Raw genomic sequence first — 18,894 nt, forward strand, 5'->3', positions numbered from 1 at the left:
GTCCGCGGCTGGTCTCACGTCGGTCCTCGACGACCGCCGTACGGGTGTCCTCGGGCGCCGCTGGTGGTGCGTTCACTGCCTTCTCCTCTTCCTGAGCGCACGAGTGCTGCGGCTGCGTACGACCCGGTCGGTGCTGATGGCGGCGAGCAGCAGCGCACCTGTGATGGCCTGCTCCCAGAAGGAGCTGACTTTCAGCACGACCAGGGCGCTGCCGATGGTGGTGAGCAACAGCGCGCCCAGTGCGGCGCCCCACACGGTGCCCACTCCCCCGGTGATGGCGACACCACCGACGACGACCGCGCTGACGACCGTCAGCTCCCAGCCGTTGGCCGCGTCGGCGACCACAGTGCCGAAGCGGGCCAGCCACAGCGCACCGGCGAACCCGGCGACGGCACCTGAGAAGGCGTACGCGGCAAGCACCCGGCGGCGGATGGGGATGCCCGCCAGTCGGGCGGCCTGCGGGTTGGAGCCGATGGCGTACAGCTCTCTGCCGCTGCCGTAGGTGCGCAGGAAGTAGCCCGTCGCGGCGAGCACCACCGCGGAGATGAGCGGCAGGTAGGGGACGCCCAGGACGCTTCCGCTGCCGAGCGCGAGGATGTCGTCGGGCACGGTGGCCGCGTTGATCTGCTCACCGTGTGCCCAGGCGTGGTCCACGCCCTGGATGACGTACAGCATGCCCAGGGTGACCACCAGCGCCGGCACCCTGCCGAAGCTGACCAGAGCACCGCTGACCAGCCCGCAGGCGGTGCCCAGCACGATGCCGAGCAGGACGAGGGTCAGCGGCCCGTGGTCGGTGCCGGAGACGAAGGAGCCGCAGGCGAAGGCGGTCAGCCCGACGACGGAGCCGACGGACAGGTCGATGTTGCGGGTGAGGACGACGACGGACTGTCCGGTGACCAGCAGCACCAGGATGGAGGAGTTGAGCAGCAGGTCCTTGATGCCCTGGTCGTCGAGGAAGGAGGGGTTGACCAGCCACGTGACGAGGATCAGCAGGCCGAGGGCACCGCCGATGCTGTACTCGCGCACCCGCAGCACGGTTTCGGCCGTGGAGCGGCCGGTGCGTTCGGGTTCGGTGCGGGTGGCAGTCGGGGGCGGCAGGGTGGTCCGGGTGGTGCTCACGCGGCGCCTCCTTCCGGCCCCTGCGGCGTGCGCGAGCCTTGCGGGCCGGGGGCTTCCGGTTGGGGCGGGGCTTCTGGTCGTGCTGAGGCTTCTGGTCCGGCTGAGGCTTTTGGTCCTGTCGTGGCGTCCGGTCGTGCCGTGGCTTCTGATTCGGCTGCGGCTTCCGGTCCGGCCGGGGCTTCCGTTCCGGCCGGGGCTTCCGTTCCGGCCGGGGCTTCCGTTCCGGCCGGAGTTTCCAGTTGCGCGCGTCCGGTGGCCGCCGCCATCACCCGCTCCTCGTCGGCGCGGTCGCGGGGAATCTCGGTGACGAGTCGGCCCTCGTGCATGACGAGGACCCGGTCGGCCATACCGAGGACTTCGGGCAGGTCGGAGGAGATCATCAGAATGGCGAGTCCCTCGGCGGCCAGTGCGGTCAGCAGGCGGTGCACCTCGGCCTTGGTGCCGACGTCGATACCGCGGGTCGGCTCGTCCACGATGAGCACTTCCGGCTCGGTGGCCAGCCATTTGGCGAGAACCACCTTCTGCTGGTTGCCACCGGAGAGCACGCTCACGGAGTCGGAGAGGCGGTCGTACTTCAGACGCAGTTTCAGCCCCCAGTCCCCGGCGCGGGCCCGCTCAGCGGCGCGGCGGACGAGCCCGCCACGGCCGAGACTGCCGAGACCGGTGAGGCCGATGTTGCGCTCGATGGAGGCTTCCATCACCAGTCCTCGCTGTCTGCGATCCTCCGGAACGAGGGCGACTCCAGCGTTCATGGCGGCGGTTGGCGAGCCTGGTCGGAGCACCTTGCCGGCCACCCGAACCTGGCCCGCATCCGGACGGTCGATGCCGAAGACGGCCTGGGCGACCTCGCTGCGTCCTGCGCCCACCAGTCCGGCCAGCGCGACGATCTCCCCCTTGTGCACCTCGAACGAGATGTCACGGAAGACACCCTCGCGGGTGAGCCGGTGCACGGCGAGAGCCACCTCACCGGTGCGGGTCTCCTGCTTCGGATAGAGCTCGCCCAGATCGCGGCCGACCATCCGGCGCACCAGGTCGTCCTCGGTCAGCCCGGCCAGCGGTTCCGAAGCGACGAGCCGGCCGTCGCGCAGGGTGGTGACGCGCTGGCACAGTTCGAAGATCTCGCCGAGCCGGTGGGAGATGAACAGCACGGCCGCACCCTCGGCACGCAGGGCCTCGACGACGGAGAAGAGCCGCGCCGTCTCGCTCCCGGTGAGCGCCGCCGTCGGCTCGTCCATGATCAGCACCCGCGCGTCGAAGGAGAGGGCCTTGGCGATCTCCACGATCTGCTGGTCGGCGATGGACAGCCCGCGTGCGGCCCGGTCGGGGTACAGGTCGACGCCGAGCCGCTCCATCAGCGCCGCGGTGGCCTCTCGGACAGCGGCGTGATCGATACGGCCCAGCGAGCGGCGGGGCTGACGGCCCATGAAGATGTTCTCGGCGATGGACAGATCACCGAAGAGCGTCGGCTCCTGGTAGATGACCGCGATGCCGGCGTCGCGCGCATCCGCGGGGCCAAGGAAGGCGGCAGGAGAACCGTCGAGCAGCACGGTGCCGCTGTCGGGGGCGTGCACACCGGCGAGGATCTTGATCAGCGTGGACTTGCCCGCGCCGTTCTCGCCCGCCAGGGCATGCGCCTCCCCTGCGTACAGCTGGAGGTCCACGCCGCGCAGCGCGCGCACGCTGCCGAAGGACTTGTTCACCTCCTCCAGCGCGAGAACCGGCGCCCGATCGGCGCCGGCCGGTGCGGTCTCGCTCATGCTTCTCCTCCGAGGCCGAAGGCGTGACAAGGGAACTGACGGGCAGTCACTCAGGCAGCAGCCCTACTGAATTGATTCAAGGGCCGGTGAGCAATGGACGGGAAGCTAGCCCTCAACGCCCAGCCCGGTCAAGGGGGCGCGGGGCAAGGAAATCCCAGCGATGACGGGGGTGTTGACCATCTCCGATGGCCACCTCTACGTTCCGCCAAGCACTACTGAATCGTTTTAGCCGGAACGACTCGGCTCCAGGAGGCGCACGTGATCAGCAGACGCCGGATCCTCGCCACAGCCACCGCCACGGCCGCCGTTTCGGGCACTGTGTAGCACTGCCCGAGTTGACCAGGCCCGCGCTCGCGGACACCGGCCCGTACGACGGCGAGGGGCTGCGCATCGGGAGCTTCACGACCGAGTACGCCGACCGGCCCCTCGGGCTGGACGCTTCGCGCCCCAGGCTGAGCTGGACCCTCCACTCCGGTGCCCGCGGCCAGCGGCAGACCGCCTACCAGGTCCGGGTCGCCACCTCCGGGGCCCGGCTGCGCTGCCCCGACGTATGGGACAGCGGCAAGCGGAAGTCCGGTCAGTCGGTGCTGGTGCCCTACGACGGCCCGGCGCTCCGCCCCCGGACGCGCTACCACTGGTCGGTCCGCGCCTGGGACAAGGACGGCCGCCCCTCCCCGTGGAGCGAACCGACCTGGTGGGAGACCGGGCTCGGCCGGCAGTCCGAACGGGACGCCCAATGGGTCACCGCACCCGCCGCTCTGGTGGCACCGCCGTCCGTGGAGGATGCCGCCTGGGTGTGGTTCCCGGAAGCAGGCGGTACCGACCGGGCGCCGGCCGCCACCCGCTGGTTCCGCGGCGCCTTCGAGGTCTCGGGGGAAGTCGGCAGGGCCGAGCTCGTCATCGCCGCCGACGACGGCTTCACCGCATGGGTCGACGGCCGCCGAGCCACGGCCCGTGAGGCGGTGAGCGTGCAGAAGTCCTGGAGCCGTCCGGCGCGGGCCGACGTCACCGAGCTGGTGCGCGCGGGCCGCAATGTGCTGGCCGTCTCCGCACGCAACGCGGAGGCGGGCCCGGCGGGCCTCTCGCCGTACTGGAGGTGACGACGGACGCGGGCACCTCCCGCTTCACCACCGGCGCCACGGGCCGGCGCACCACGGCGGACGAACCGGAGGGCGACGGCTGGCGCGGCCCGGAGTACGACGACAGCGGCTGGTGGGAGGCGCGGAAAATCGCGGACTGGGGAGCGGCTCCGTAGGGCAAGGTGCGCCCCCAGCAGGGCCCGGCCCTGCTGCGCCGCTCGTTCCGGCTGTCCCGTGGACCTGTGGCACGCGCCCGGCTGTACGTGAGCGCACTGGGCCTGTACGAGGCGCGGCTCAATGGGAAGCGCGTCGGCCGCGACCAGCTCACCCCCGGCTGGACCGACTACCGCAAGCGTGTCGCCTACCAGACGTACGACGTGACCGACATGGTGCGCGCCGGCGGGAACGCGCTCGCCTCCACCCTGGCGCCCGGCTGGTACGCCGGGCACATCGCCTGGTTCGGTCAGCAGCAGTACGGCGAACACCCGGCGCTGCTCGCCCTGCTGGAGGTCACCTACCGGGACGGCCGCACCGAACAGGTGACCGGCGACGCCTCGTGGGACTGTGCCACAGGGTCGCGGCTGACGGCCGACCTGCTGATGGGTGAGCAGTACGACGCACGCAAGGAGTCCGAGGGCTGGGACCGGCCCGGCTTCGACGACTCGGCATGGCAGCCCGCCGGGGCACTCGCGGGAAAGGCTCCCGAACTGGTCGCCATGACCGATGCGCCGACCCGGGTGATGAAGGAGACCGAGCCAGTCGGCGTCAAAGGGCGGAAGGGGACGAGAAGGGCGCCTTCCCCGATGTGGCGCCGCATCCGGGGACCGTCGGCAAGGGCGTCGCCGGGTGGGGCGACGCCGGGGTGACCGTGCCCTGGAACCTCCACCGTGCATACGGGGACGAGTGGGTACTGGAGGAGAACTGGCAGGCGATGCGCGCCTGGATCGACTACCTGAAGGCGCACAGTGATGGACTGCTGCGCCCTGCGGAGGACTACGGCGACTGGCTCAACGTCGACGACGAGACCCCCAAGGATGTCATCGGTACGGCCTGCTTCGCCGATGTGACCGATCTGGTGGCCCGTACGGCGCGACTGCTGAGCAAGGACGCTGCACCGTACGAGGATCTGTCGAAACGCATCCGCGACGCCTTCAACACCGCCTATATGGACGGCAACGTGCGCATCAAGGGCGACACCCAGACCGCGTACGTACTGGCGCTGTCCATGGAACTGCTGCCGACTGCCGCGCTGCGGAGTGCGGCGGCCGACCGGCTCGTGGAACTGATCGAGGCCAGGGACGGCCACCTGTCGACGGGTTTCCCGGGCACTCCACGGCTGCTGCCCGCGCTCACCGGTGCCGGTCACACCGACGTGTCGTACCGGCTGCTGGAACAGAGCTCGTTCCCTTCCTGGGGCTGTCAGATCGGCGGGGGCTCCACGACCATGTGGGAGCGGTGGGACTCGATCAAACCGGACGGCAGCTTCCAGGCCGTGGGGATGAACTCCTCAACCACTACGCCTACGGTTCGGTCGGACAGTGGATGTACGAGAACATCGCCATCTCCCCCAAGGAGGTGGGCTTCCGCGCCCTCACTATAAGAACTCCTAACGGAATGCCTTCCGCGATCGTTGGTACGGGTCTGCTGGCCGCACACAGCGAACGGCTCGGCATGTCCAGTTGGAAGTCTCGGCGCCGTCCTGTGCTAGGCACGCCGTGGTGTCACTTGTCCACACGTCGCTCGTCGTAGTGATAGCGGGCGGTTTCGACCGCGTCGAGGTGATCGACGGCCCATTCCAGCATGGCGTGCACAGGGGACCGAAGGGTCCGGCCCAGGGGGGTGATGCGGTATTCGATCGCCACCGGTTCCGTGGACACGACCGTTCGCTCGACCATGCCGTTGCGCTCGAGTCGCCGCAGGCATGTGGTCAGTGACTTCGGGGTGACAGCGGGCATGTGTTGCCGGAGTTCGTTGAAGCGTCGGGAGCGGTCGCACAATGCGGCCAGTACCAGCAAGGACCACTTGTCGAAGAGTTGGTCCAGCAACTGCCGACCGTCGCCGCTGAGCTTCACTTCGGGCACGTCGGTCTCCCTCGCGATACCTGATTTCGTTGAAGTGCATACGCACTACTAGGTATACCTCAGATACCTAGTGGCCAGACGTGAAGACGGGAACCATGACCGACGCATACTCGACCCTCAAGACCTCTCTCACCAGCGGCGTGGCGCACGTCGTGATCGACAACCCTCCCATCAACCTGCTCGATGCCGCACTGATGACAGACCTGGACCGGTTCGCGGACGCCATGTCCGGCGACCACGACATCCGGGTGATCGTTTTTGACAGCGCGGACCCGGATTTCTTCGTCGCGCACGGCGACATGACAACCGCCGAGGACCCCTCGACATTCGTTGCCCTCCCCATCGCACTAGAACGAGACCAGTCCCTCAACCCGATGATGCGGCTCCACGAACGCATCCGGTCGCTGCCGCAGATCACCATCGCCAAGCTGCGCGGACTGGCACGCGGCGGCGGTGCGGAGCTGCTGTCCGCGATGGACATGCGGTTCGCATCGCTCGAGCGCGCCGGAATGGCCCAGATGGAGTGCCGACTGGGAATCATCCCGGGTGCGGGAGGCACCGCTTATCTGCCCGGACTCGTGGGCCGCGCACGCGCCCTGGAGATCATCCTCGGCGGGCAGCTGATCGATGCCGCGACCGCGGAACGGATCGGATGGGTGAACCGGGCCGTGCCGGACACCGAACTCGACCACGTCGTCGACACCCTCGCCGTCCGCATCGCCACCCTCCCGTCCGGCGCCGCCCGCGCCGCGACCGAAGCGGTCGACGCCGCGGTCGAGTCGACCACTCACGGCCTGCGGAAGGCCAACGAGCTCCTCAACGAACTCTTCGGTGAGTCCGCCGCAGCGCGTCTCGTCGAGGCTGCACTGGCCGCTGGCGCGCAGACCCGCGACGGAGAACGTCACCTTGAGGCTCTCGTCGACAAGATCACTTGAGAGCGCTTTGGCCGAGATGGCTTCAGGCACCTCCAGCAGATGAGTGCGCACCCGAGGGTGAGGAAGGCTTCGTGGGTGTCGTCGCGTATCTCCCAGCGGATCCGCAGGCGACGGAACCAGTGCAGATGGACGAACTGCGCTCCACGACCCAGCGTTGGGTGCCCAGGCGGGAACCGTGCTCGGTGCCGCAGCGGGCGATCAGCGGCTTCACACCGAGGTCCCAGACGAGTCGGCGGTACTTGTCGTGACCGTAGCCGCGGTCTCCCAGCACCACGTCGGGGCGACGCCGGGGCCGGCCGCGCTTGCCGCGCACGGGCGGCACGGCCTGGAGGAGTGGTGGGATGAGTTGGGTGACGTCGTTGCGGTTGCCGCCGGTCAAGGCTGCGGCGAGCGGGATGCCCGCGGCGTCCGTGAGGAGGTGATGCCTGCTGCCAGTCCTCCCCCCCCCCCCCCGGTCGACGTGACTTCGTCCCGCCTTGGCTCCCCCTGTAACGCCCGGATGTGGGAGCCGTCGACCGCAGCACGGGAGAAGTCCAGTTCGTTCGCGCCGCGGAGCTTGGCAAGGAGGACTGTGTGCAGCCGGGGCCACACCCCGGCCTCGGTCCACTCGGCCAGGCGGCGCCAGCAGGTCATGCCCGAGCCGAAGCCGAGCTCCTGCGGCAGGTGTTCCCAGGCGATCCCGGTGTGCAGCACGAACAGGATGCCCTGGAACACCAGCCGGTCCGGATGCCGCTTGCGTCCCGGATGACGGGCCCGACGCTCGACCTTGGACAACAGCGGCTCGACCACCGCCCACAACTCGTCATCGACTTCCCACGGCTTCGGCCCTCGGCGCGCATCACGTCCCCTTACGGCACCGTCGCCACACACTGGACGCGCACAGAGAACGGCAGGTTCACGCTCGATGTGAGGGTGCCGGTGAACACCACTGCCGAGGTGTGGCTGCCCGCACAGCGGCGGGAACAGGTCACCCAGGAGGGCGCGAGGTTCCAGCGCCCGGACGAGGGCTGCGCGGTCTTCCACACCGGATCGGGGACGTACCGCTTCGTCTGTCGCAGCTGAGTGCTCCCCTGGTGCACGGCAGGGTGCGGGCAACGGCACAGCAGTGCCTTGCGTTGCGGGCGCAGCAGCGCTGATTTCCGGTCGCGCTGCCCTCACGGTGGGCCCCCGGGGGCGCAGGTGGGGCCGCAACTGCCATGCCTTCGCGGCCCCTTGACGCGTACGGCGACGCGGTCTAGTTTCGGTCCGGCCGCCGCTCTGAATCGTTTCACTTCCCTCGCGTTCCCGCCCGCTCAGGGCGGCGGCACCAATCCAGCGCCGCGTCCACTCAAGGAGCCGTATGGCTGAGCAGAACCTCGCGCTCGTGAAATCCGCGCTGAGCCGGCAGCGGATCGAGACGCCGTCATGGGCGTACGGGAACTCCGGCACGCGCTTCAAGGTGTTCGCACAGGCCGGGGTCCCGCGCACGGTCCACGAGAAGCTGGACGACGCGGCACGGGTGCACCAGCACACCGGAGTGGCGCCCCTGGTGGCCTTGCACATCCCGTGGGACCGCACCGAGGACTACGCCGCGCTCGCCGAGTACGCCGGTGAGCGCGGGCTGCGGCTGGGTGCGATCAACGCGAACGTCTTCCAGGAGGACGAGTACAAACTCGGGTCGGTCACCAATCCGGATCCCGCCGTACGCCGCAAGGCGCTCGACCACCTGATGGAGTGCGCCGACATCATGGACGCCACTGGTTCGCGCGATCTGAAGCTGTGGTTCTCCGACGGTCTCAACTACCCGGGCCAGGATGACCTGAGGGCCCGCCAGGAGCGGCTTGCAGAGGCGCTGTGGAGCGTCTACGAGCGGCTGGGCCCCGACCAGCGGCTGGTGCTGGAGTACAAGCTGTTCGAGCCCGCCTTCTACGCGACGGACGTGCCCGACTGGGGCACGTCCTATGCGCACTGCCTCAAGCTGGGCCCCAAGGCGCGGGTGTGCGTGGACACCGGCCACCACGCACCCGGCACCAACATCGAGTTCATCGTCGCCTTCCTACTGGGCGAACAGAAGCTCGGCGCCTTCGACTTCAACTCGCGGTTCTACGCGGATGACGATCTGATGGTGGGCGCCGCCGACCCGTTCCAGCTGTTCCGCATCCTGTACGAGGTGCGCGCGGGCGGCGGGCTGCCCGGCACACCGGAGAGCGCGGAGAGCGACCCGGGGATCGCCTTCATGCTCGACCAGTGCCACAACATCGAACCCAAGATTCCCGCCATCATCCGCTCGGTGATGAACGTGCAGGAGGCCACCGCCAAGGCGCTCCTGGTGGACCGGGAGGCGCTGCGCGACGCACAGCAGTCCGGGGACGTGCTGGGCGCCAACGCGGTCCTGATGGACGCCTACAACACCGACGTGCGGCCGCTGCTGGGGGAGGTACGGGAGGAACTGGGCGCCGACCGCGATCCGATGGCGGCCTATGCGGCCTCCGGATGGGCTGAGGCGATCGTGCGCGACCGGGTGGGCGGCCGGCAGGCGGGATGGGGGGCGTGACGCACCTGCCCGCCGTCCGGGGCCCGTTCGCCGCCGTCGACCTGGGCGCGTCGAGCGGCCGGGTCATGCTCGGCCTGCTCCAGGACGGCAGGGTCACGCTGGAGGAGGTGCACCGGTTCGCCAACCGGCCCGTTCCGGTGCTCGGCACCCTCCACTGGGACGTGCTCGGGCTCTACAGAGGCGTACTGGACGGGCTGCGTGCGGCAGGTGGGGCGGCGGAAACCGCCACAGCAGGTCTGGCCTCGGTCGGGATCGACTCCTGGGGTGTCGATTTCGCTCTGCTGGACGCGGACGGCGCCCTGCTGGGCAATCCCGTGCACTACAGGGACGCACGCACCCAGGGCATGCCGGCCGAGGTCGAGAAGGTGCTGCCCGCCGCCGAGCTTTACGCGCACACCGGTATCCAGCGGATGCCCATCAACACGCTCTACCAGCTGACCGCCGCGCGCAGCAGCCGCCAGTTCCGTGCGGCCCGCCACTTACTGCTCGTTCCGGACCTGATCTCGTACTGGCTGACCGGGCAGCGCGGCACCGAGCTGACCATCGCCTCCACCACCCAGCTCATCGACCCGCGCACCCGCGACTGGTCGGCGCCCGTGGCGGATGCGCTCGGACTGGATCTGAGCCTCTTCCCCCCGTTGCGCTCCCCCGGGGATCCGGCCGGAGAGCTGCTGCCCGGCGTGCTCGCCGAGACGGACCTGGCGGGGCGCGTGCCCGTCACGGCAGTGGGCGCGCACGACACGGCGTCCGCCGTCGTGGGGGTGCCCGCGCAGGGCGGCGGTTTCGCGTACATCGCCACCGGAACGTGGTCGTTGGCCGGAGTGGAGCTCGCCTCCCCCGTGCTCACCGAGGAGAGCCGGGCGGCGAACTTCACGAACGAGCTGGGTGTGGACGGCACCGTGCGCTATCTGCGCAACATCATGGGGCTGTGGCTGCTCCAGGAGTGCCTGCGCGCCTGGGAGGCCGAGGGAGAGCCGCAGGAGCTGGCAGCGCTGCTGGAGTCGGCCGCCCGGGTGCCCGGGCTGCGCTCGGTCGTGGACGCGGGCGGCGCGGAGTTCCTGGAGCCCGGGCACATGCCCCGGCGGATCGCCGAAGCGTGCCGCCGTAGCGGCCAGCCGGTGCCCCGCGACCCCGCCGAAACCACACGCTGCGTCCTGGACTCGCTCGCCCTCGCGCACCGGGAGGCGGTCTTCGACGCCCGGCGGCTGTCGGGACAGGAGATCGAAACAGTGCACATCGTCGGCGGCGGGGCACGCAACGCACTGTTGTGCCAGCTGACTGCCGACGCCTGCGGACTGCCGGTCGTCGCCGGGCCCGTGGAGGCCGCGGCATACGGGAACGTACTGGTCCAGGCGCGTACGGCCGGAGCAGTGAGCGGTCCCCTGTCCGCGCTGCGGGGCCTGGTGCGCAGCAGCGTGCGGCTGCGACAGTATGCCCCGACGGGTGATCATTCGTTGTGGGAGCAGGCCGCGGCGCGGCTGCGCGGCGACCCGCCCCCGGGCGGCCGGCAGCGCGAGGACGGAAGGGAGGCGCCGTGCGGGTAGCGCTTTTCGTCACCTGCGTCAACGACGCGCTCTATCCGCGCACCGGGCAGGCCGTGGTGACGCTGCTGGAGAGACTCGGCGTGCGGGTGGATTTTCCCGAGGCCCAGTCGTGCTGCGGCCAGCCGCAGTTCAACACCGGCTACCGGCACGCCACCGAGCCTCTGGTGCACCGTTACGCAGCGGCGTTCGAGGGCTACGACCACATCGTCGTACCGTCCGGCTCGTGTGCGGCCATGGTGCGGGAGAACTATCCGCGGATCGGTGCGAAGGCGGCGGCCGAGGGGCGGGGCGGAGTGCTGTCGGCGGTGGCGGAACGGATGGTGCCGCGCACCTATGAGCTGACGGAGTTCCTGGTGGACGTGCTGGGGGTCACCGATGTGGGCGCCTACTACCCGCACACCGTCACCTACCACCCGACCTGTCACGGACTGCGCATGCTCGGTCTGGGAGAGCGGCCCCGGATGCTGCTGGAGCAGGTGAAGGGGCTCGAACTGCGGGAGCTGGAAGGCGCCGAGGAGTGCTGCGGTTTCGGCGGCACGTTCGCCGTCAAGAACGCGGCCGTCTCCTCCGCCATGGGCGCCGACAAGGCCCGCCATATCGAGGAGAGCGGCGCCGAATCGGTGTGCACTGTGGACAACTCGTGCCTGATGCACATCGGCGGCACCCTCTCCAGGGCGGGCTCGCGGGTGCGTCCCGTGCACCTGGCGGAGATTCTGGCGAGCACGGAGGAGTCACCGCTGTGAGCGACGTGCGCACGGCTGCCGGCCCGCGCCCCGGCACACCACCCGCACAACGTCGTGCGGGCACAGAAGCGGACGGAGGGCTGCGGTGAGCGTCACGTATCTGGGCATGCCGCCGTTCCCGGAAGCGGCCGAGACCTCGACCAGGGACGAGCGGCTGCGCGGCAATCTGCGGCACGCCACGCGCACCATCCGGAACAAGCGCGCCGGGGCGGTGGCCGAGCTGGCGGACTGGTCAGCGCTGCGGACGGCTGGCGCACAGGTCAAGGACCGCACCCTGCGCCACCTCGACCACTATCTGGAGCAGCTGGAGGCGTCGGTCACCGCAGCGGGCGGCACCGTGCACTGGGCGGTCGACGCCCGAGAGGCGAACCAGATCGTCACACGGCTCGTGCGGGAGACGGGTGAGCGGGAGGTCGTCAAGGTCAAGTCGATGGCCACCCAGGAGATCGGCCTCAACGAGGCGCTGGCGCGTGCCGGGATCTCGGCGTACGAGACCGATCTGGCGGAGCTGATCGTGCAGCTGGGGGACGATCACCCCTCACACATCCTCGTTCCGGCCATCCACCGCAACCGAGGGGAGATCCGGGACATATTCCGGAAGCGGATGGGACGTTGGGGTCGCCCGGCGCCGGAGGGGCTCTCGGACCGTCCCGCGGAGCTGGCGGAGGCCGCGCGGTTGCACCTGCGGGAGAAGTTTCTGAACGCCAAGGTGGGGATTTCCGGCGCGAACTTCATGGTCGCCGAGAGCGGCACCCTGGTGGTCGTCGAGTCCGAGGGCAACGGCCGGATGTGTCTGACGCTGCCCGAGACGCTGATCTCGGTGGTCGGCATCGAGAAGGTCGTCCCCACCTGGCGGGACCTGGAGGTTTTCCTGCAACTGCTGCCGCGTTCCTCGACGGCCGAACGGATGAACCCGTACACCTCCACTTGGACGGGAACCACGGACAGCGACGGGCCGCGCGACTTCCACCTGGTGCTGCTGGACAACGGGCGTACCGACACGCTGGCCGACCGGGTGGGCCGGCAGACGCTGCGCTGCATCCGCTGCTCGGCCTGCCTCAATGTGTGCCCGGTCTACGAGCGCGCGGGCGGGCATGCCTACGGTTCGCCTTACCCGGGGCCGATCGGCGCGATCCTCACGCCGCAACTGGACAGCATGGAGACCGGGCTCGACGCCTCCCTGCCGTACGCGTCGTCGCTGTGCGGTGCCTGCTATGAGATGTGCCCGGTGGCCATCGACATTCCCGAAGTGCTGGTGCACCTGAGAGAGCGTGTCGTACAGGGCGGCACGGCGACAGTGCGCGGGCAGCGTACGACTGTGCGGCCCGCCAAGGGGCACGCCGCCGAGCGTGCCGCCATGCGGGCGGCCTCCTGGACGTTCGACCACCCGCGCGTCCTGCGCACCGGAGAGGGGTTCGCCGCCCGGGCGCGCCGTCTGATGCCGCGCAGACTGCCGGGGCCGGGACGCGCGTGGACGGACACCCGGGATGTGCCGCAGGTGCCGGCGGAGTCCTTCCGCGACTGGTGGCGGCGCACCCGCGGCCCCTCGGCCAGCGCACCGGCAGGCGACAGTACGACGGGTGCGGACGGCACCGGGCAGCGGGAGGACACTCGGTGAGCAGCCGCGAGACCGTACTGGGACGGGTCCGCCGCGCCCTGGCCGACGTGCCGCGCGCCGAGCGGCCCGAGCAGACTCCGCTCGACCGCGCCTACTTGCGCGTGCACGGCCGACGCTCCCCCAGGGAGACGGCAAAACTGCTGGCCGCCCATCTGACGGACTACCGGGCCCATGTGCACCACAGCACGCCGGAGAGCCTGCCGGAGACCATCGCGGAGCTACTGGCACGGCGGGGTTCACGCAGTGTGGTGACGCCCGCCGGAGTGCCCCAGGAGTGGCTGCCCATGGATGTCGAGCAGGTGCGCGACTCCGCGACGCTGACGCCGCTCGACCTGGACGCGGTGGACAGCGTGGTGACCGGGTGCGCGGTCGCCGTGGCGGAGACGGGCACCCTGGTGCTGGACGCGTCCGCGGACCAGGGGCGGCGCCGTATCACCCTCGTTCCGGACCATCACATCTGTGTGGTGCGGGTGCCGGAGCAGGTCGTCGACTCCGTACCCCTGGCTCTCGAACGCCTGGACCCCGCCCGGCCCCAGACGTGGATTTCAGGCCCCTCCGCCACCAGCGACATCGAACTCGACCGCGTGGAAGGCGTACATGGCCCGCGCACTCTCGATGTCGTCCTGGTGGGTGCGCAGGGCTGGGACGCACCGGATGCGACTTAGCCGGCAGGGCATCAAGAGGTGAGCCCGACCGCAGGCGAGCCGCCCGCCGGGCTCCGCTCGTGAGCGTCGCGTCGGCGGGCGGACCCGCGGCCTTTTGGTCTCAGCAGACGGGTGCGGCGAGCGGTTCGGCCTCGTGTCTCGCCGACTCCCGTTCCTCCTCGCGGATCCGGGCGTGCTGGCGGGCCAGCTCGTCCCACAGCAGGCTGACGGGGTGGTCGGGATCGAGATTTTCCGGCTCGCTCCGGCGGAAGGCGCCTACGAGCACCCGCTGGTTCGTCCCCATGTCCTCCGCCAGTGGCAGGGTGCGCAGCCCCTGTGCCTCGGGGAGCCTGCCTTCGGCGATCGCCTCGCCGATGCCCTGGGTGACGAGCATGCTGCCGTACAGCACACGGGAGCTGAGAAGTTCGAACCCGTAGTGGGCCGAGTCGATCTCGGCGGCTATCCGCATCCGGCGGCGGTACTCGGGGCCGAACCAGCCTCGGAGCACATTGGGGATCAGCCCGTCGCTGGAGACCACCAGGGGCAGCCTGGGCAGCGACCGCACACCCACCCCCCTGCCGGCCTGTCTGCAGTCCGAGGGCAGATCGGTGTCCGGCTGGTTGGTGACCAAGCAGAAGCCACCACGCCGCCACTCCATGACCTCGTAGCCGGCGAGCCGGACGTCGTGCTCGGCAGCTGCTGTCGTCTCGGCGGCCCCCGCAGACGCCGAGACGAGGATGCTGCCGCACACCAGATCCAGTTCGTGGGAGCGGAGCTTGTCCAGCAGCGTTCCGCTGCGGACGTGCGCCATGGTCAGCTCCACTCCCTCCCGGGTGAAGCGGTCGTTGACCTGCTCGACCGCGTTGAGGAGATAGCCGAGCGTGTACCGGGTGGAGCCGACGCGCAGGCTGCGGCCGCGGCGTCTGCGCGCGCTGTCCAGCCCTTCACGCCAGCCGTCGAGCGTGCCGCGCGCCAGCCGGACGAGCTCTTCGCCGGTGCGGGTGAACTGCACCCGCTCGCCGCGACCGCGTTTGCGCAACAGCGGCTCTCCACAGTGGTCACCCAATTTGCGATTCATGGTGTCGAGCTGTTTCTGGATACTGGACTGCTCCCGTCCGAGCCGCCGGGCAGCGCCCAGCGCCGTGCCCTCCTCGTAAACCGCGAGAAGGGTGCGGAGTTGATCCATTGTTGTATCGAGCAACCCGGACGGGTAGTCGGGCGTGCTTGGCAGGGGCATATGTGCTGTTCACTCTCCTTGATTCGGCACTGCAGGGCCCAGCAGCCTAACTTCCCCGAGGTGTCCGTGAGTTCATGTGCAATGTTCTTCACATTCCTTTCCTGAACCGGTGGTTCGCCCAGGTGTTTCCGTGCAAGGGTCGAACTGTTCCGTCTTCCCCCCTGCAACTTTGCAAGGAGTTTCCGCTCGTGAACCACCCACAGACCGCCCCCCACACCGGCATGCCCGCCCCCGGCGGTATGCCGGCCGGCTTCCCCGGCCCCGGCCACCGGGCAGCCGGTCCGGTCAAGAGACCCGGCCTGGTGGTCGCCATGCTGGCCGTCACCGTGCTGACGGCCCTCTCCGGAGCCCTCAGCGCGCTGATGGTGTACATCGGCGGCAAGGACCTGGCCGACGAGAACGTGCGCAACGCGGTGGACAGCGACCCGACCGCGGTCGGACTCACCGCGGGAACGGACGCGGCGGATATCAAGCAGCTTTCCAGCACCATGTGGGACAGCGTGGTGACCGAGTGGCAGAGCACCATGTCGGCGCGGGCCACGATCGCCATGGTGTTCGCCGTTGCCGTGCTGCTGCTCGCGCTGGGCGCCCGGAAGGGTGCCGTCTGGGCCCGGGTGCTGCTGACCATCGTCATTCTGCTGTCGGCCGCCTTCCCGCACGCCCTCGTTCTCCGGGACGCGGCTCCGACCGGGCTGTACTCGGCGAGCCTCGGTGCCATCCTGCTGGGTCTGGTCGCTGTCGTGCTGTGCTGGCTGCCGCCTGTGGGGCGTTACAAGAAGGCTCTCCGGGGCCGCTGACGCCCGGTGCGCCCCTGGGCACACTGCTACGTCGTCCCGCCTGTCCCGACGCCCCTGCTGCGCGCCGGAGTTCGCTCAGCGCGCAGCAGCTACGCCCCCGGCGTAACGCCACGGAACCGCGCCGGGGGTCGGCATACGGTCACGCCATGGACTCCCAGACAGTGCGTCCCTTCTTGCATGTGATCCCGTTTCCGGTCGGCCAGGCGTACCTGTGGCGGGACGGTGACGCCCTCACCCTCGTGGACACCGGCCCGGCCGGAAGCGCCGACGCCGTGGAGGACGCCATCCGGCACAGCGGTGCCGAACCGGCGGCGCTGCGCCGTATCGTGCTCACGCACTTCCATCCCGACCACGCGGGATCGGCCGCCGAACTGGCCACGCGGCACGGGGCCGAGGTGATCGCACACCGCGCCGACGCTCCCGTCATCCGCGGCGAGGCGCCCTCTCCTCCGCCGGACATGGCCAACGCTCCGCAGTGGGAACGCGATGTCTTCGACGAGGTGATGGCCCCTTGGGGCGTCACAGCCGACGCACCCGTACTGCCGCTCGCTCCGCCTTGCAGGGTGGACCGCGAGGTGGACGAGGGGGACGTACTGGAGCTCGGCGGCGGAGCCACCGTGCTGTCGGTTCCGGGGCATACGGAGGGCAGCCTCGCGCTGTTGCTGCCCGAGCACCGCACTCTGTTCACCGGTGACACGGTCGCCCTGGTCGGAGACGACCCGGCGCCGGGTGTCTTCAACCAGGACATCGGGCGCACCGTGGCCGCGTTCCAGCGGCTGTGCGCGCTGAGCGAGGAGAAGGGCGTGGAGACCGTCTGCTTCGGGCACGGCGCGCCGATCGCCTCCGGTGGCGGGGAAATCCTCGCGCGAGCGGCTGCAGCATACAGCTAGTGTGATCGCCGCACGCCGCACGCGCACGGAGCCGGCTGTTCCGTGTGTGCGTCCACCCGCAGCACCTCCGGGAGGCCCCCATGCAGCATCAGCCCGCGCCCCGTCAGGTCGCCTCGATGGAGGGGGTCGGTGTCCGGCGCATGACCTCGGACCAGCTCATCCTCGACGGAATCGACTGGTCGGTGCGGGCCGGTGAGCACTGGGCGCTGCTGGGGGCCAACGGCGCCGGAAAGACCACCCTGCTGAAGCTGCTCGGCGCCGTCATGCATCCCACCACAGGCAGCGTCGAGGTGCTGGGCAACAGGCTCGGCAGGGTGGATGTGCGGGAGTTGCGCGCCCACATCGGCCACGTGTCCACCACACAGCGCGTGCCGCAGGACGCGACCGCGCACACGGTCGTGCTGACGGGCGCCACCGGCACCGTGCAGCCCCTGTGGCGCAAGTACGACGACGCGACCCGCCGGCTGGCGAGCGAACTGCTGTCGCAGCTGGAGTGCAAAGAGCTGGCCGACCGGCCCTTCGCGGTCTGCTCCGGTGGCCAGCGGGCCCGTATCCTCATCGCCCGGGCGCTGATGCCCGCCCCGTCGCTGCTGCTCCTGGACGAGCCCTTCAACGCGCTAGACCTGCCTTCCCGTGAGGACCTGATCGACGCGCTGCGCCGGCTGGCGGCGGACCGCCCCTCCCTGGCGACCGTGACGGTCACCCACCACTTGGAGGAGCTTCCGCCCACCACCAGCCACGCACTGCTGCTGCGCGAGGGCCGGATCACCGCCCGCGGTCCCGTCTCCGGGGTGCTGACCGGAGAGCTGATGACGCAGTGCTTCGGCCGCCCCATCGAAGTCACCCGCCAGGACGGCCGCTGGCTGGCCCGCTCGGGCCGCTCGGCGTAGTCCCGGCCCTGCTCCCCGCCCGCCTCCGAGGTCCGGATTGTCTAGGACTTTAGGGCCAGTCCGGGTCGGTCTCGCGTCCGTTACCGGGCGCCTCGTCCGCTCGTACCCTCCCGGTATGGACTCAGCAGCGAGCAATGTGGGCAGCAGCGACGCCTCCGGAACGCTGGACGAGGCACTGGAGCGTCTGCACATCAGTGGACCGGAACGCGAGGGCTGGCTCAGCAACCACGCGCCCATGGCCGTCGAGTCGCTGGTCCGGCACGGGCAGGCCCCGGCCGTGCACCGCTGGATCGATGCCTACCGGGACAAGCTGGAGGACATGCCAGGAGAGGACTCGCCCGTGACCGAGTCCAACTGGCGTGAGGCGCTGGGCGATCCGCGTCGCCTCGCCGACTGGATCCGCTACTTCACCCACCAGGTCGAGGAGCGCCCCTGGCGAGACGTGCTCGCCCTGTGGTGGCCGCGGCTGCTGCCGGGCATCTCGGCGGGCGCCACCCATCCGGTGATCCGTACGGGGCACGCCGTACGGGCCCTGCTCGCGGAGGATGGCCGGACTGCGCCGCGCCACAGAGAGCTGGCCCACGCGCTCGGGTACTGGGCTGCCCGGCACAGCGCCCTGCCGGGGATCGAGCTGCTGCCCGCCGAAGCGTCAGCAGAGGCAGGCTATGACGCCGTGCCGCTGATCGCCGATCAGAGCGGCGGTATCCGCGAGCGGCTCGCCCGCATCACGGCCCTGCCGCAGCGACCGCACCCCGTGGGGCGTGCCGGCCGGATCGGTGCTGACGGGGCCGGCAGCACGGATCCCGACAGGGCCCGGGCCGACCTGGAGGAGATCGTGCGCGTGGCCACCCGGCGGTACGCCACCCACGCACACGGCTCACCGGTCATGCTGGTGCACGCGGCCACCGCGCCCAACGCCGTACTGCGCACCCTGCCTGCACTGCCCCGCACTCTGTGGGCGGCCAGCGTGGACGCCGCCTGGTCCGCGAGCGCAGCCGTCACGGCCGTGTACGCACCTGCGGAAGGC

Annotated in this window: 17 protein-coding genes and 2 pseudogenes; 14 read left to right on the top strand and 5 right to left on the bottom strand. The window is 70.3% G+C overall.

The genetic code is table 11. The annotated features are described in order from the left end of the window. Positions 1–72 precede the first annotated feature (72 nt). Both ITI46_RS09390 and ITI46_RS09395 read right to left on the bottom strand, forming a co-directional pair. Positions 73–1,119, bottom strand: a complete 1,047-nt coding sequence (locus ITI46_RS09390; RefSeq protein ID WP_209238980.1) for an ABC transporter permease — start codon at positions 1,117–1,119, stop codon at positions 73–75. Then, a complete protein-coding gene (locus tag ITI46_RS09395; RefSeq protein WP_209238981.1) occupies positions 1,116–2,876 on the bottom strand; it encodes a sugar ABC transporter ATP-binding protein in 1,761 nt (586 codons plus the stop codon). Before ITI46_RS09395 ends, ITI46_RS09390 begins: the two co-directional genes overlap by 4 nt. Before the next feature lie 335 nt (positions 2,877–3,211). On the opposite strand from ITI46_RS09395, the gene ITI46_RS35765 reads away from it, so the two are divergent. The 3 genes and pseudogenes from ITI46_RS35765 to ITI46_RS36225 all read left to right on the top strand — a co-directional run. Next, positions 3,212–3,976, top strand: a complete 765-nt coding sequence (locus ITI46_RS35765) for a glycoside hydrolase family 78 protein (RefSeq protein WP_307808106.1) — start codon at positions 3,212–3,214, stop codon at positions 3,974–3,976. Next, entirely contained in the window at positions 3,973–4,131 is a 159-nt protein-coding gene (locus ITI46_RS35770) for a hypothetical protein (protein WP_307808107.1), read from the top strand. Before ITI46_RS35765 ends, ITI46_RS35770 begins: the two co-directional genes overlap by 4 nt. A gap of 126 nt (positions 4,132–4,257) precedes the next feature. Beyond that, a pseudogene (locus tag ITI46_RS36225) lies at positions 4,258–5,569 on the top strand (alpha-L-rhamnosidase-related protein); the annotation flags it as partial. A gap of 107 nt (positions 5,570–5,676) precedes the next feature. On the opposite strand, the gene ITI46_RS09405 reads toward ITI46_RS36225, so the two are convergent. Continuing rightward, positions 5,677–6,036: a winged helix-turn-helix transcriptional regulator gene (locus ITI46_RS09405; RefSeq protein WP_209238982.1), complete on the bottom strand. Its 360-nt coding sequence runs from the start codon at positions 6,034–6,036 to the stop codon at positions 5,677–5,679. A gap of 95 nt (positions 6,037–6,131) precedes the next feature. On the opposite strand from ITI46_RS09405, the gene ITI46_RS09410 reads away from it, so the two are divergent. After that, on the top strand, positions 6,132–6,971 hold the full coding sequence (locus tag ITI46_RS09410; RefSeq protein WP_209238983.1) for an enoyl-CoA hydratase/isomerase family protein: 840 nt from the start codon (positions 6,132–6,134) through the stop codon (positions 6,969–6,971). Here the strand turns inward: ITI46_RS09410 and ITI46_RS09415 are convergent. Next, positions 6,938–7,841 (bottom strand): annotated as a pseudogene (locus tag ITI46_RS09415) (IS5 family transposase). The gene ITI46_RS09410 and the pseudogene ITI46_RS09415 sit on opposite strands and share 34 nt — an antisense overlap. Here ITI46_RS09415 and ITI46_RS09420 point away from each other — a divergent pair. The 6 genes from ITI46_RS09420 (at position 7,809) to ITI46_RS09445 (ending at position 14,074) form a co-directional block, all read left to right on the top strand. Further along, complete coding sequence (locus ITI46_RS09420; RefSeq protein ID WP_372451883.1) at positions 7,809–8,033, top strand: alpha-L-rhamnosidase C-terminal domain-containing protein; 225 nt, start codon at positions 7,809–7,811, stop codon at positions 8,031–8,033. The pseudogene ITI46_RS09415 and the gene ITI46_RS09420 sit on opposite strands and share 33 nt — an antisense overlap. 277 nt (positions 8,034–8,310) lie before the next feature. Beyond that, positions 8,311–9,504 (top strand): L-rhamnose isomerase, encoded by a 1,194-nt coding sequence (rhaI, locus tag ITI46_RS09425; RefSeq protein WP_209238984.1) that lies wholly within the window; start codon positions 8,311–8,313, stop codon positions 9,502–9,504. Next, on the top strand, positions 9,492–11,048 hold the full coding sequence (locus ITI46_RS09430; RefSeq protein ID WP_209238985.1) for a rhamnulokinase: 1,557 nt from the start codon (positions 9,492–9,494) through the stop codon (positions 11,046–11,048). Before rhaI ends, ITI46_RS09430 begins: the two co-directional genes overlap by 13 nt. Further along, positions 11,039–11,791, top strand: coding sequence for a (Fe-S)-binding protein (locus tag ITI46_RS09435; protein WP_209238986.1), 753 nt, complete (start codon positions 11,039–11,041; stop codon positions 11,789–11,791). Before ITI46_RS09430 ends, ITI46_RS09435 begins: the two co-directional genes overlap by 10 nt. A gap of 85 nt (positions 11,792–11,876) precedes the next feature. Then, on the top strand, positions 11,877–13,409 hold the full coding sequence (locus ITI46_RS09440) for a lactate utilization protein B (RefSeq protein WP_209238987.1): 1,533 nt from the start codon (positions 11,877–11,879) through the stop codon (positions 13,407–13,409). After that, complete coding sequence (locus ITI46_RS09445) at positions 13,406–14,074, top strand: LutC/YkgG family protein (protein WP_209238988.1); 669 nt, start codon at positions 13,406–13,408, stop codon at positions 14,072–14,074. Before ITI46_RS09440 ends, ITI46_RS09445 begins: the two co-directional genes overlap by 4 nt. 100 nt (positions 14,075–14,174) lie before the next feature. Here ITI46_RS09445 and ITI46_RS09450 read toward each other — a convergent pair whose 3' ends face one another. Then, positions 14,175–15,239 (bottom strand): LysR family transcriptional regulator, encoded by a 1,065-nt coding sequence (locus tag ITI46_RS09450; RefSeq protein WP_209238989.1) that lies wholly within the window; start codon positions 15,237–15,239, stop codon positions 14,175–14,177. Between the two features lie 239 nt (positions 15,240–15,478). Between ITI46_RS09450 and ITI46_RS09455 the strand changes: the two genes are divergently transcribed. The 4 genes from ITI46_RS09455 to ITI46_RS09470 form a co-directional block, all read left to right on the top strand. After that, positions 15,479–16,087, top strand: coding sequence for a hypothetical protein (locus ITI46_RS09455; protein ID WP_209238990.1), 609 nt, complete (start codon positions 15,479–15,481; stop codon positions 16,085–16,087). Positions 16,088–16,233: 146 nt separating this feature from the next. Continuing rightward, on the top strand, positions 16,234–16,977 hold the full coding sequence (locus tag ITI46_RS09460; protein WP_209238991.1) for an MBL fold metallo-hydrolase: 744 nt from the start codon (positions 16,234–16,236) through the stop codon (positions 16,975–16,977). Between the two features lie 80 nt (positions 16,978–17,057). Beyond that, on the top strand, positions 17,058–17,867 hold the full coding sequence (locus tag ITI46_RS09465) for an ABC transporter ATP-binding protein (protein ID WP_209238992.1): 810 nt from the start codon (positions 17,058–17,060) through the stop codon (positions 17,865–17,867). Between the two features lie 115 nt (positions 17,868–17,982). Further along, positions 17,983–18,894 (top strand): questin oxidase family protein (locus ITI46_RS09470; RefSeq protein WP_209238993.1); only part of this gene is annotated, 912 nt, incomplete at its 3' end.

The sequence above is a fragment of the Streptomyces oryzae genome, from assembly GCF_017676365.1.
In the GTDB taxonomy this organism is placed as follows: domain Bacteria; phylum Actinomycetota; class Actinomycetes; order Streptomycetales; family Streptomycetaceae; genus Streptomyces; species Streptomyces oryzae.

What these genes read in the sequence shown, in the direction of transcription:
- ITI46_RS09395 (WP_209238981.1), bottom strand. Translation starts at nt 2,876, where the DNA reads ATGAGCGAGACCGCACCGGCCGGCGCCGATCGGGCGCCGGTTCTCGCG.
- ITI46_RS09460 (WP_209238991.1), top strand. Translation starts at nt 16,234, where the DNA reads ATGGACTCCCAGACAGTGCGTCCCTTCTTGCATGTGATCCCGTTTCCG.
- ITI46_RS09465 (WP_209238992.1), top strand. Translation starts at nt 17,058, where the DNA reads ATGCAGCATCAGCCCGCGCCCCGTCAGGTCGCCTCGATGGAGGGGGTC.
- rhaI (WP_209238984.1), top strand. Translation starts at nt 8,311, where the DNA reads ATGGCTGAGCAGAACCTCGCGCTCGTGAAATCCGCGCTGAGCCGGCAG.
- ITI46_RS09430 (WP_209238985.1), top strand. Translation starts at nt 9,492, where the DNA reads ATGGGGGGCGTGACGCACCTGCCCGCCGTCCGGGGCCCGTTCGCCGCC.
- ITI46_RS09450 (WP_209238989.1), bottom strand. Translation starts at nt 15,239, where the DNA reads ATGGATCAACTCCGCACCCTTCTCGCGGTTTACGAGGAGGGCACGGCG.
- ITI46_RS09410 (WP_209238983.1), top strand. Translation starts at nt 6,132, where the DNA reads ATGACCGACGCATACTCGACCCTCAAGACCTCTCTCACCAGCGGCGTG.